The following is a 12,895-nucleotide window of genomic DNA, read 5'->3' as shown; positions in this document are numbered from 1 at the left end:
TTAAAAATATTCCTGTCCGTTTTTTACTGATTTCTTTATCTAATTTCGAAAATTAGCACTCATCACATAACACATTGAGGTTAAACGACAAAGGATTTAAGCATTTCACTGAATCTCCAATGACCTCTTGATGAATACTCCAAAATTCCATAATGTTTTTTACCCTTTCTTGAGGAGCATTATTAGGAAGTATAAAAGATCTCACTTTTAAAATACGATCGCTTTCGTCTTTTAATTTTCTTCTACCTTCTTTTTTCAATTTATCTTGAGTATGCTGTACTCTTTTTAATACTCTTTTTTGTTCAGCAATAATATGCTTTTCTAAATTAGGGGTAATCTCCACTCCTTTCTTTAGAATATCATTATATAAACTGTTTATTTGTGCTAGTTGATCTGAAATATCGGTATCTACCTCTTGATGTTCTTCCAGAATTTTATCTTCTATAGCTCTTTCATTTTTAAGCACATCTTCTAGAGACCAACCTGTCTTTTGCCATTTTACGGTACAACAATCGTCCATTACTAAACAAAAACCTCTAGGAAGGACCATAGGAAAATCCACATTGTAAGTATCAAAGGTGCCTTTAAGCTGTAACCAATAGATCACCTCTGCAGGTCCTCCAAGATAAGCCAGGTTAGGTAACAATACTTCTTGCAAAACAGGTCTTAAAACTACATTTGGACTAAACTTCTCCGGTGATGCATCAATGAGTTGTTGCATTTCGGTAGCTGACCATTTGTAATCTGCATCCACAGTTCTGAACTCATCGCCTACTTTTTCTAAGCGAAGTCGTTCCGTATCTTCCATATAAAATAGGTTGATATCCCTTGCATGTATTTGAGGTTTATAACCATTATCAATAATCAATTGATTGGCTTTTTCAACTTCCTCTACTGCTTTTTGATCAAATATTTCTTGTTGGATGATTTCTTTGAATTCCGTTTTTAAACGTACATCGTCAGCATCGATGCTGATCAAACCGTATTCTTTAAAAAGGGAGTTCACATAATAACGTGTAGCGTCTGCTAGGTTGCCAAAATTAGTGTAGGCCTCTTTAAAGACTTCTGGCATATCTTTTATACGATCAATAATCTGATCCATCCCTTCTAAAGATAAACGACCCACTGGACCTCCTATTTGAGGATGTTCCCAAGTGTACTTTTTATCTCCAAGGTTAAATGAGGCAATTTCTTCAAAATCGTGATCTTCCGTGGCCATCCAATAGACAGGAACGAAATTAAGATCAGGATACTTTTGGGCCAATTGTCTACATAGATTTACTGTTGCAGCAATCTTATATATAAAGAAAAGTGGTCCAGTGAATATGTTTAATTGATGACCTGTGACAACAGTATAGGTGTTCTTATCTCCTAATTTTAAAATTTGAGCTACAGGTGCATCTTCAATATTTCTATATTGATCGCTAAGCACATCTACCAATAAATCCCTTTTATATTGGGGGAAAGATTGTCGACTTTCAATTATTTGATCGAATGCGTCTATAGATGGAGTATGTTTGTATAGTGTCTTCAGTTGGTCTTTACCCGATAAATAGTCCAAAAACATTTTACCGTATAGACCCGCTTTTTCAAATGGGATAGTATATTGATTCATACTTGTTAATCGTACTTTAGAATCACGAAGTTAATCAATGAATTGAAAAATAAAAGGAGAAATTGCAATATTTGTTTAAACAATAGAAATCAATTCCACTTCTCAAAAATATAATAGGGTGGATTAGCTTCTAATTGAATCATGCCGTCTTCTAAAACGACCAATTCGCCCTCTTGCTCAGATGTATTTTGAAGTGAAATGGCAGAGGTTTTAAGATGTTGATCTTTCCTCATCCACTTCTCAAAGGTATTCTTTTTAGAAATCAGACCTTTAAAATCTTTATCAAATAGCACGATGGTTTCTAAGTCTGTTTGATGGAGAATAAGGTCTAAAGTGTGATCATCAAATTGATGTCCAATAATATTTACCGCATTATGTCCTTTTTCAATCAGCCAATCTAATGCTTCTTTAATATCGTCGTTACTTTGTTTTATTTTAAGTTGATAAGGATGTTGATAAAGCATTAAATCTTCAATTTCTTCTTGCTGATTTTCGTTTACCAACACCCAATCCACCTTAATATCTAAAGTAATTAATTGTTCTGCTGTTTGATAATTGGCAATAACAATAGGACTCCACCCCAGTAAGGAATGGATGATAGAATGATTGTTCTGATCGAGATGTAAAATTAGCAATGCCGGCTCTTGATCGTCGCGAACAATATGATGTGATGACAAGCTTTTATTATTTTATATTTTCGATAATTCCTTGAAGGTCTTTCATGATCGCCTTGCCTTTATTCTTATTGTACCATTGTTGTACTTTGATACTGAATTGTTGCTTATTATCGTTTACTTCCTTTTTAATTTCTGGTATCAAATCCGTTAATTCTTTAGGTCTTGGTCCCCAAACACCCAAGACTTCGAATGTTTTCTGACAAACCACAACCAATTTTGGGATTGATCTAGAACCATTGGTTAAGAATTGCTCCATCAGATCTACATTATTGTCTCTAAGTACAAATCGTAAATCAATTTTTTCTGAAACCTGTGCTGTTTCTGCAATGATTGGAATACTCTGTGCAGCATCACCACACCAACCTTCTGTGATGACTAACCAATAAACACTTCGGTTTAATCCTCTAGCCGCCTCTCTAAGATCATCTCTCAGTCGATTGGTTTTATCAATTCGTTGCATACGAGATACATTTAATCTCGTGTAATCTACTAACTGAGAATCATCATAGTTAATGATGGTAGGATCGGCAGCTAATAAAGCATCAAGTGCTTCTCTGTAAGCTTCATAGGTGAAAGCATGTTCAATATACTCTTTTGCTACAGTTTGGATTTCAGACATAAATATTGAATTAATAATTAAGGAAAGTGTTGTATTTAATATTCATTTCAAATAATGGATGTAACAATCTACTAAATTGATAAAGTGTTTACAACTGTAAGTTAGAAAAATTTTATCCTCTTTTTTTCTTTTCTTTGCAGTTCATCTAATTTGAAACAATGGACAAACAAGCAATCAAAGCACTTCGACAAAACCCTATGTATGTTTTCCTACTTGTACTCTCTATAGCTACTGCTTTAGGTTTTCAAGGATGGAGAACACTTTTTAATAATTTTGCAGTTGATCAAATTGGTCTAAACGGCTTTGACATCGGAGCAATTCAATCTTTTAGAGAAGTCCCTGGCTTTTTGGTTGTTACTGCCCTCTTCTTCTTAATGTTTATTCGAGAAGATAAGTTCGCTTCTATATCAATTATTGTGATGGGTATTGGAATTGGCATTACAGGTTTATTCCCTTCCTTTTGGGGATTAATGTACACCACCCTCATCATGTCAATCGGTTTTCATTACTTCGAAACTTCCAATCAATCGCTTACCTTACAAAGCTTTAGCAAACTAGAAAGTCCACATGTAATGGCTCGATTACGATCAATTATGGCCTTCACAAATATCGCAATTGGTGGTGCTATATATGGACTTACTTTTATTACTGACTTTAAAAACATCTACTTACTTATAGGTATAATTGTAGTTATTGCTGGAGGATGGGCGCTATTCCAAAACCCAATCCATAAAGACGCAGTACCTCAACACAAGAAAATGATATTTAAAACCAAGTACTGGCTTTTCTATGTACTTAACCTTTTGAGTGGTGCAAGAAGGCAAGTATTTGTTGTATTTGCTGTGCTTTTATTGGTAGAAAAATATGATTTCACTATTCAAGAAATCACTATCTTATTTGTCTTGAACAATATTGTTTCCATGTACTTCAACCCTATTATTGCTAGGTTGTTGAACAAATATGGGGAGCGGAAGATGTTAAGCTTCGAGTATATCAGTCTTATATTGGTCTTTTTATGTTATGCCACTGTGGAGAACCGTTGGGTGGTCGCTGGATTATATGTTATCGATCACATTTTCTTTAGCTTCTCTATTGGTATTAAAACGTATTTCCAAAAAACAGCGGATCCAAAAGATATTGCTCCTTCAATGGCGGTTGGGTTTACCATTAATCATGTTGTTGCCGTTTTTCTACCTCTTCTTGGAGGATGGATATGGTTACAAGATTGGACATTGCCTTTTTACGGTGGTGCCTTCCTTTGTGTTTTATCTCTAGCATTTACACAGTTTATGAAAGTGAAGCCTGAAACATCAGCGTAAAAAATAAGCACAACCTTCTACAAAACCTCATATTAAAGACCCAGGAATGAATTCCTGGGTTTTTGATACGAGAAAAAAAAGGATGTATGAGACATCCTTTTTATTCATTTATTTCATCGTATAGCCACTGCAAGATATTATTTGATGTAGCCGTTATATTCACTTCTCTTTGTTTGGTTAACTGAAGCAACTTTGCTTTCGTCTCAGTTGGTGTGGAAATACCAATCCAAACTGTTCCAACAGGTTTATCGGGTGTACCACCGCCAGGACCTGCAATACCAGTAGTTGAAATACCAAAATCAGCACCATACTTAGCTTTTACATTTTGTGCCATCTCAATAGCTGTTTGCTCAGAAACCGCTCCGTGATTACTTAGCGTTTCTTCGTTTACACCTAATTGTGACATTTTTATTTCGTTGCTATAGGATACTATCCCTCCATTATAAAATGTTGAACAGCCGGCCATTTTTGTAATTCTGTGTGCTACAAAACCACCTGTACACGATTCGGCTGTTGCTAAACTGAAACCTTTCTCAATCATTTTCTCCATGATCATGTATTCAATTTCAACATCCTCTTCTGCGTATAGTTTTTCACCTAATAATGGCTTCAACTTTTCTACTTCTTCAGCTATGGCCGAGTGTAGCAAGGCCTTATCATCGCCTATGGCTGTTAAACGTAATCTTACTTGACCAAATCGAGGCAAATAAGCGAGTTTGATGAATTCAGGTAAGTTATTTTCCCACTCCTCTATAGTTTGTGCTAAAAACGATTCTGGAATACCCATTGTTCTTAGCATTTTATGTACAATATGTGGAGTATCAAATTTCTTTTGCAATTGAGGCAACACATGAGTACTCATCAAAAACTTCATTTCTCTAGGAACGCCTGGCATAGATACAAAAACAGTATCATCTTCTTCAAACCACATTCCAGGAGCAGTACCTACGTCATTCATCAAGACTTTACCATTTGCTGGCACTTCTGCTTGCAACCTGTTCAAGTCTGTCATTTTTCGGTTTCTATTTTTGAAAAGCTCTTCCAAATTAGCCAAGACTTCATCTCTGAAAGTCATCCCTACTCCAAAATATTCACCTATCGTCTTTTTAGTAATATCATCTTTTGTAGGACCTAATCCACCAGTGATCAAAACCACATCTGCTCTATCACTTGCTTCTTTTAGAATACCTAAAATTTCTTCTTTTGTATCACCTATTGAGGTTTTACGAATCACCTTTAACCCTATCTTATTAAGTTCTGTTCCCATCCATTGGGAATTGGTATCTGTTATCTGACCATAAAGAATTTCGTCGCCAATTGTAACTATTTCGACTGATGTAGGTTTATTCATTGATATTTTTTTTCAAATTAAATTTAGAGTTACGAAATTAACAGCATGAGCAAAAAGAATAAATTCCGTTTAATTGGCATAATGTCTGGAACTAGCCTTGATGGCGTGGATCTTTGCTATGCCGAATTTTGGAAAGATAGTAAAAGACAATGGCAATATTATATGCCATATGTGGAAAGCTATCCCTATTCTGAAGATTGGAGAATACGACTCAATACTGCAGAACACCTTTCTGCTTTTGAATATATAAAATTAGATCGTGAACTTGGTAAGAAACTAGGAGAATTAGCAAAATGTTTTATCGACAAGCATAATTTGAAAGTGGATTATGTGAGTAGTCATGGTCATACGATCTTTCATCAAACCGATTTAGGTGTAACATCACAGATTGGTTCAGGTCCTGAGATCGCAGTAGCTTCGGGTCATAATGTGATTAATGATTTCAGAATTGGCGATGTAGCCTTAGGAGGACAAGGGGCTCCTTTAGTTCCTATCGGCGATCGTCTATTATTTAGCGAATATCATTACAGACTAAATTTGGGAGGCATTGGTAACATTTCATACGAAGTGGATAATGAAACCATCGCCTTTGATACGAGCCCTGCCAACATGCCCCTAAATATTTACATGAGAACGCTTGGTAAAGAATATGATGATCAGGGAGCAATGGCAAGAAGAGGTTTTGTTCGAAAAGAAATATTTGATGCCCTAAACAATTTACCTTTTTATCAAACCTTCGAGAAAAAATCATTAGGAAAGGAATGGGTGGAAGCCCAATATTTACCATTACTTGATAAAATTGAGAAAATTGAAGATCGATTAGCAACAAGTATCGAACATACCGCTTATCAAATCAAACGCATTATTGATCAAGCCGAGCAACATTCTAAGATCAGATTTTCAAAATCAAAATTACTTATCACAGGAGGTGGTGCATTTAACGATTATATGATCGAAAGAATTCGCAACTATTGCTCTAATGTTGAAGTAGTCTTACCCAATGAGAAAATTATCAATCATAAGGAAGCACTACTCTTCGCCTTTTTAGGTAACTTGAGATTACACAAAGAAGTGAATTGTCTGAAAAGCGTCACTGGTGCTAAAATTGATAACATTGGTGGAGTTGTTCACTATATCTATCCTGATGCTAAAGAAGAATCGACTTCAGAAGATCAATTTGATGAAAATGAAGAAAGACCAAACTTCAATAAAATAATTGGTTGCGGAGGTTAAACTCTAAAGAAATAAGAATTAAAGAATCAATTAAGAATATATGCGCATTCAATATAACGCCCCAGTCACTCTATCTTTTACCTTTATTTGTGCTGCATTTATGGTACTTAAAAGTATAGGGTTTGATCTCACATTTATGTTTAATGTTGCCCCTTTCGGCCAAATGGGATTAACAAATCCACTCTCATACTTTCGTTTATTCAGTCATGTTATTGGTCATGGCGGCTGGGATCATTACTTAGGTAACTTCACTTACATCCTTTTACTAGGCCCAATTTTAGAAGAAAAATACGGCAGTAAACAACTTCTTATCATGATGTTGATGACTGCACTAATTACAGGTTTAATCAATGCCATTTTCTTAAGCAGTGCACTATTGGGAGCAAGTGGAATAGTATTTATGCTCATTTTACTTAGCTCAGTAGTCAATGTCCAAAAAGGGTCTCTTCCTCTAACATTCATATTAGTCGTTGTGGTCTTCCTAGGACAAGAAGTGGTTAACTCATTTAGTCAAGATAATATCTCTCAGATGGCACATCTTATGGGAGGCGTTTGTGGAGCTATCTTTGGGTTTGGAAGCGATAGATTAGGTAGCAGGTAGCAGGTAGCAGGTAGCAAAGTTGACGCTCGTTTTTTAGGTAATAACTAATAAGGAATAACTAATAGGGTAAAATTAGGAACTAGGAGTTTTTATATTTCTAATTCTTCTACGAGCGTAAGAATTAGTAATTACGTTTTTAATTTTTCATTCTTAATTTTTAATTTAAAACCGCTCTTCACTATTCTCTATTCACTCTTCATTGGAAATTTCTAATTTCCCCACAAGCGTAAGAATTAGTAATCACGTTTTTCATTTTAACTTTTCATTTTTAATTTAAAAATCGCTCTTCACTATTCCCTCTTCACTCTTCACTAAATCAGCTTGGTTGGCAATACTTACTTTTCTCTCCGAGAATTCTTTGTCGTTTTGAATAAAATCAACCACATCGTTGAGGTATAGGAACAATTGTTCTCCTCCAAGTTTTGAGACAATATCTACTTTGTAAAGCAAGTCTCTTACTGGGCCGACCACAGAGCAGAAATAAATATGAATGCCTTTTTTATTGAGGTCTTCGATGAAATATTTTAATTCGTTTAGGGCAGTAATATCGATAGAGTTAATACTTTCTGATTTGATCACTAATGACTTGATATTTGATCTTTCATCAAGTGCTTGTTTCATTTCATCGATCACAAATCGGATATTACTGAAGTATAAAGGAGCATCAATTCTTATAATTACTATTTGATCTTGCTCCTTGGCATCTTCAAAACGCAAGATATTTCTATATACTCTCGTATCCCCTATTTTACCTAAGATGGCCACATGAGGTTTTAATGTTTGATATAGGAAGACAAACATAGAAACAGTTACTCCAGCAATTAATCCTATGATTACGCCAAACTCTAAAGTCATTAGAAAAGTGAATACTCCAACAAAGAATTCTCTTTTTCTTAGAGAATATAGTTCTTTAAAATAGGTGAAACTAAATAATGATGGTGTTGCAGCAATAATAATAGCCGCTAAGATCGCTTTCGGTAAATAATAAAAAACTGGAGTAAAAAATAAGAGAACAACGGCGATCATAAAACAAGAAACCAAATTGGACATTCTTGTTTTTGCTCCTGCTTCTTTATTTATGGCTGATCTCGAAAAGCTACTGCTTGCCTGATATCCACCAAAAAATACTCCTAGTGTATTGGCTAAACCTAAAGCAGTAAATTCTCTATTTATATTCAATGATTTATTGTCCTCTTCTACACTTTTGATAATACTATTGGATACTGTAAATCCAATAATTGCCACAACTAACGATATTGGCATTACTTGTATAAGATTTACTGATGTAAAATCCGGAACACTAAAATGAGGTAAACCTTTTGGGATTTCTCCAATTACTTTAATACCCATTTCTTCAAAACCAAAATGAATACTTAATAATATTCCAATGGATACCATTAAAGGTGTTGTGAGCTTATTAAACTTAAATTTCTTTGATAATACAATGATGCCTAAAGTTCCAAAACCCAAAAACAAAGTAGGCCAATGTACTTCATGAAGTTGGTTTATATATTGAATGACTTCTTGATGAAAAAACGACTTTTCCTCAATTTTTAATCCTATTAACCCTCCAAACTGACTAAAAGCAATTAAAAGAGCAGCAGCCGAAGTAAATCCTTTTAAAAGAGGTTGTGAAAAGAAATTGGCAATGAAACCGAATTTAAATATCCCTGCCAAGATCTGTAGAAGTCCAGCAAAGAATACTATTACTAAAACATGAGTTACATACTGTTCTGTAGTAAGTGCAAGTCCTAGTGAAGCCACACCTGAAGCCAATAACATAGAATCTAAGGCTGCAGGACCAATAACTAACTTTTTTGTTGTTCCGAATAAAAAGTACGCAATTGGAGCCATCAAAGCGGCATATAAACCATATTCGACCGGCAAGCCAGCAATTACAGCATACGCCATCCCTTGAGGTATAAGTAATACACCTGTAGCAAAACCTGCAGAAATATCACCTGACCAATTTTTCTTTCGGTAATTCTTTAATAAACCAAATGCTGTAATAGGATTCCCCATAGATTTAAAATTGTATTATTCCAACAACAACAAGTTATCAACAAATTTTTAAGTTATCAACATTGTTATTCAATTTTATTTACAAGTGTAGATATAACAAGTAAATATTTTTACTTTTTTGGGACATTTTGTTAATATATCACCAAAGTTATCAACAATATGACTATCAAGTCTCTAACACATTGTGCATAACTTCCAATATACGAACACAAAAATATATAACTATTTCAACAAATACACTTTAATTTACTGATAGTAAAGCATGTAAGATGAAAATAGATAGAGTATTTTAAAAATTTAGCGCAAAATTATAACTTTGAGCAAAATTAAATAATATGACCTTGAAAAAAGTCAAACTTAAAACCGAGAAATATGTACGTCGTTTTGCGATTGGGGATGTACATGGTTGTTTTGCTACTTTAAAACACCTCTTAGAAGAAGAGATTCAAATTACCACCAACGATTTTGTTGTTCTGCTTGGCGATTATGTTCACAAAGGACCAAAAAGTTATGAGGTAATCGATTATATCATTAATCTTCAGAAAGATGGTTATCCTATATATACTATTAGAGGAAATCACGAACAAAATCTTATGGATAAGCAGAAGAATTATCAGCCAAGATTTTTAAGATTCTTCTCTCAGATGTTCAGCACTAGCCTAAAAAAGAAAATCTTGAATGAAGATGGCTATATCTTTTGGTCGTTTAAAGGATTTCTAAAAAGCTTACCTTATCAAATCACTATTGAAGATTTTCATTTCACTCATGCTGGATTTGATTTTGATCTACCAAAACCAAAAAAGGATTTTACATCAATGCTAACGGTTCGAAAACCTTTACCAGAAAATGAAGTAATCAAAAAGGTATTGAAGAAAAAGCGTTTGGTTCACGGTCATACTCCAACGTTTATCACTGAAATCGAAAAAAATATAGCTGAAAGTGGTTTAGTCATCAATTTAGATTCTGGTTGTGCATTTGGTAAGCCTCCTAATATTGAACAAAGAATTGAATTAGGTTTCTTGACGTGTCTCAACTTAGATACTATGGAGGTGATCAAAGTAAAAAATAGGGATCAAGAATTCTAGATCAAATACACTTATTGTTCTTCAAACTTGATATTATTTTTATATATTTAGCTTCGAAAAAAAGCAAGAACAATAAACTTTTTACTCCATGAAAATTCTATTCGTTGTTAACCCTATTTCTGGTGATATCGACAAAGAACCTTTCCTTTCAGAAGCAAAGACCTATTTAGATACCTATGGAATCGGATATCATGTTTTTTATACGACTGGAGTAAATGATTTAGAAAACCTCAAAGAAAGTATAAAACAGTATCAACCCGACAGAGTAGCTTCTGTTGGTGGTGATGGTACTACCCTATTTACATCTACTGCTTTGATGGGAACTGACATTCCTATGGGAATCATACCCCTTGGTTCTGCTAATGGAATGGCTGTAGAACTTTTTGTGGATTCTGATCCTATGGAAGCTTTGAAAGAAATCTTGCTTTCAAACATTACTGCTGGCCTAGATTTAATTCAGGTAAACGATGAACATTATTGCCTACATATTGGTGATATTGGCGTTAACGCTCAAATTGTTAAAGGCTATTCCTCTGATAGTAAAAGAGGCATGACTACCTACATCAAATACTTTCTCGAACAATTGCGTGTAACCAACATCATTGATTATAGCATTGAGATTGATGGTGATGAATACAACGAAAGCGGTATAATGCTAGCTATTTGTAATGCCCGTAAATTCGGAACAGGTGTACCGCTAAATAGTATTTCCAATCCGTTTGATGGTAAATTTGAGTTAGTGGCAATCCCCGAAATGGATTTTGAAGATCTTATACTTGTCGGTTTATCAAAATTCGACGAAAGCTTCTTAGAAGAAGCAGATGGCAATGTTTACAGCACTAACAAAGCAATTATACGATTCGAGAAACCTCAACTTCTCCAACTAGACGGAGAGATTATTGGGGATGTTACCGAAATTAAAGTGGAGATTATTGAGAGTGCGGTGAGGTATATTACTACTAGGAAGAATAAATTGGCAGGTAGCAGGTAGCAGGTAGCAGGTAGTAAAATTAACGCTCGTTTAAGTAAAAGGGAAAAGGGAAAACTGGCGTAGATGTTAAGCGATAGCGTCATCTGTGTCTATATACTTTAGAGGTCTCCTGACCTCGTTTTTCATGAGGGGAAACTAACCGACCTTTATAGACACAGAAGATTTTTAATACTTCTCCCACCATCGACTCATAGGATACGACTTCTCTCCTACGATTATAGGTTCTCCGATTTCTGGAGTGGTGATAGGCATATTCAGCTCTTTTGCCTTTTTGGTGACTCTTACTGCTGGATCCGTCCATGAATGCAAGGCTAAAGTAAATGCTCCCCAATGTATTGGCACCATTAATTTGGCTTTTACGTCTACTGCAGCTTGTGCGGTTTGCTCTGGCATCATGTGTATTTGTGCCCATTTTGAATTGTACTGACCACATTCCATCATGGCTAAATCAAATGGTCCGTATTTATCTCCGATTTCTTTGAAATGTTCTGCATACCCGCCATCACCGCTAAAGTAAATATTATGACGAATCCCCTTTACGATCCAAGATCCCCACATAGTAGCATTTCTATCGGTTAATCCTCTACCTGAAAAATGTCTCGATGGTGTAAAAACTAAATCCAATTGTTTGTATTTGATCTCATCCCACCAATTCATTTCGTGAATTCTATCTTCTTCTATTCCCCATGCTCTAAAATGAGCTCCAACGCCTAGTGGCAAGAAAAAATCATCAACCTTATCTTTTAATTTCATCACACTTCCATAATCCAAATGATCATAATGATCGTGTGAAATCAGGACAGCATCTATATGGGGCATGTCTTCGATAGATATGGGTAATTCTTTATAATATCTTGATTCTCCTAACCATGGATGAGGAGCAGGAACATCTCCTAACATTGGATCTAAAAGAATTTTTTTATCATCAATTTCTAGAAGAAAAGCGGAATGCCCAAACCAAACTACTCTTGTAAGAGAATCGTTATTTACAATCTCTTCTTTGCCAATTTTTAAAATATCAAGTTCTCTAGATGGACGTTGATTTTGAACACCATTAACGTACTCTTTTAACGTTGCCCATAAACTATCGGCATTCATATCAAGAGAGGTGGGCATTAAATTATAGAAACCTTCATCCTTATAGTGTCCTGATTCTTTGTATCTATTTATATCGTTTTCGGTATGTGAACCACCAAACTCTGGACTAAAGTTGATAAATAATGTACCTATAATGACAACGGATAACACCAAAAACAAGATCCCAAATGCAAGGAATCGGAATATTTTTCTTAAAGACATAAATAGAAGTATAAATTTGAATTATTGAAGATAATGCTTTCCATCAAAAAATCATTTATTAAATTATTTTTTGTCAGCCTTAG

Annotated in this window: 11 protein-coding genes; 5 read left to right on the top strand and 6 right to left on the bottom strand. The window is 34.7% G+C overall.

The window, feature by feature from the left end; genetic code table 11:
* Positions 1-52 precede the first annotated feature (52 nt).
* The 3 genes from bshC to MY04_RS02080 all read right to left on the bottom strand — a co-directional run bounded on the left by bshC (position 53) and on the right by MY04_RS02080 (position 2,911).
* Positions 53-1,615, bottom strand: coding sequence for a bacillithiol biosynthesis cysteine-adding enzyme BshC (gene bshC, locus MY04_RS02090; RefSeq protein ID WP_066205624.1), 1,563 nt, complete (start codon positions 1,613-1,615; stop codon positions 53-55).
* An 89-nt stretch (positions 1,616-1,704) separates the two neighbouring features.
* Positions 1,705-2,292, bottom strand: a complete 588-nt coding sequence (locus tag MY04_RS02085) for a hypothetical protein (protein WP_066205621.1) — start codon at positions 2,290-2,292, stop codon at positions 1,705-1,707.
* Between the two features lie 7 nt (positions 2,293-2,299).
* Entirely contained in the window at positions 2,300-2,911 is a 612-nt protein-coding gene (locus MY04_RS02080; protein WP_066205618.1) for a thioredoxin family protein, read from the bottom strand.
* A gap of 158 nt (positions 2,912-3,069) precedes the next feature.
* Here MY04_RS02080 and MY04_RS02075 point away from each other — a divergent pair, with 158 nt between their 5' ends.
* Positions 3,070-4,230 (top strand): MFS transporter, encoded by a 1,161-nt coding sequence (locus MY04_RS02075; RefSeq protein ID WP_066205616.1) that lies wholly within the window; start codon positions 3,070-3,072, stop codon positions 4,228-4,230.
* A 100-nt stretch (positions 4,231-4,330) separates the two neighbouring features.
* Here the strand turns inward: MY04_RS02075 and MY04_RS02070 are convergent, their stop codons facing one another.
* On the bottom strand, positions 4,331-5,581 hold the full coding sequence (locus MY04_RS02070) for a competence/damage-inducible protein A (protein ID WP_066205612.1): 1,251 nt from the start codon (positions 5,579-5,581) through the stop codon (positions 4,331-4,333).
* 45 nt (positions 5,582-5,626) lie between these two features.
* Between MY04_RS02070 and MY04_RS02065 the strand changes: the two genes are divergently transcribed.
* On the top strand, positions 5,627-6,814 hold the full coding sequence (locus MY04_RS02065) for an anhydro-N-acetylmuramic acid kinase (protein ID WP_066205609.1): 1,188 nt from the start codon (positions 5,627-5,629) through the stop codon (positions 6,812-6,814).
* 40 nt (positions 6,815-6,854) lie between these two features.
* Positions 6,855-7,415 (top strand): rhomboid family intramembrane serine protease, encoded by a 561-nt coding sequence (locus MY04_RS02060; RefSeq protein ID WP_066205606.1) that lies wholly within the window; start codon positions 6,855-6,857, stop codon positions 7,413-7,415.
* Positions 7,416-7,688: 273 nt separating this feature from the next.
* Here the strand turns inward: MY04_RS02060 and MY04_RS02055 are convergent, their stop codons facing one another.
* Positions 7,689-9,437, bottom strand: a complete 1,749-nt coding sequence (locus tag MY04_RS02055; protein WP_066205603.1) for a SulP family inorganic anion transporter — start codon at positions 9,435-9,437, stop codon at positions 7,689-7,691.
* Between the two features lie 341 nt (positions 9,438-9,778).
* Here MY04_RS02055 and MY04_RS02050 point away from each other — a divergent pair, with 341 nt between their 5' ends.
* Positions 9,779-10,522, top strand: coding sequence for a metallophosphoesterase (locus tag MY04_RS02050; RefSeq protein WP_158297523.1), 744 nt, complete (start codon positions 9,779-9,781; stop codon positions 10,520-10,522).
* Between the two features lie 88 nt (positions 10,523-10,610).
* The gene (locus MY04_RS02045; protein ID WP_066205597.1) at positions 10,611-11,513 is read left to right on the top strand and encodes a diacylglycerol/lipid kinase family protein; all 903 of its coding nucleotides are present in this window, start codon (positions 10,611-10,613) and stop codon (positions 11,511-11,513) included.
* A 165-nt stretch (positions 11,514-11,678) separates the two neighbouring features.
* On the opposite strand, the gene MY04_RS02040 is transcribed toward MY04_RS02045, so the two are convergent.
* On the bottom strand, positions 11,679-12,812 hold the full coding sequence (locus tag MY04_RS02040; RefSeq protein WP_066205595.1) for an MBL fold metallo-hydrolase: 1,134 nt from the start codon (positions 12,810-12,812) through the stop codon (positions 11,679-11,681).
* Positions 12,813-12,895 lie beyond the last annotated feature (83 nt).

Origin of the sequence: Flammeovirga sp. MY04, from assembly GCF_001682195.2 — a bacterium.
Classification (GTDB): domain Bacteria; phylum Bacteroidota; class Bacteroidia; order Cytophagales; family Flammeovirgaceae; genus Flammeovirga; species Flammeovirga yaeyamensis.
The sequence above is the reverse complement of the archived record's forward strand: the minus strand, read 5'-3'. Positions and strand labels throughout refer to the sequence as shown.

Bases quoted from the DNA above. Each gene is read 5' to 3' on its own strand.
- MY04_RS02075 (WP_066205616.1), top strand. From the start codon at position 3,070: ATGGACAAACAAGCAATCAAAGCACTTCGACAAAACCCTATGTATGTT.
- MY04_RS02055 (WP_066205603.1), bottom strand. From the start codon at position 9,437: ATGGGGAATCCTATTACAGCATTTGGTTTATTAAAGAATTACCGAAAG.
- MY04_RS02065 (WP_066205609.1), top strand. From the start codon at position 5,627: ATGAGCAAAAAGAATAAATTCCGTTTAATTGGCATAATGTCTGGAACT.
- MY04_RS02045 (WP_066205597.1), top strand. From the start codon at position 10,611: ATGAAAATTCTATTCGTTGTTAACCCTATTTCTGGTGATATCGACAAA.
- MY04_RS02080 (WP_066205618.1), bottom strand. From the start codon at position 2,911: ATGTCTGAAATCCAAACTGTAGCAAAAGAGTATATTGAACATGCTTTC.
- MY04_RS02040 (WP_066205595.1), bottom strand. From the start codon at position 12,812: ATGTCTTTAAGAAAAATATTCCGATTCCTTGCATTTGGGATCTTGTTT.
- MY04_RS02070 (WP_066205612.1), bottom strand. From the start codon at position 5,581: ATGAATAAACCTACATCAGTCGAAATAGTTACAATTGGCGACGAAATT.
- bshC (WP_066205624.1), bottom strand. From the start codon at position 1,615: ATGAATCAATATACTATCCCATTTGAAAAAGCGGGTCTATACGGTAAA.
- MY04_RS02060 (WP_066205606.1), top strand. From the start codon at position 6,855: ATGCGCATTCAATATAACGCCCCAGTCACTCTATCTTTTACCTTTATT.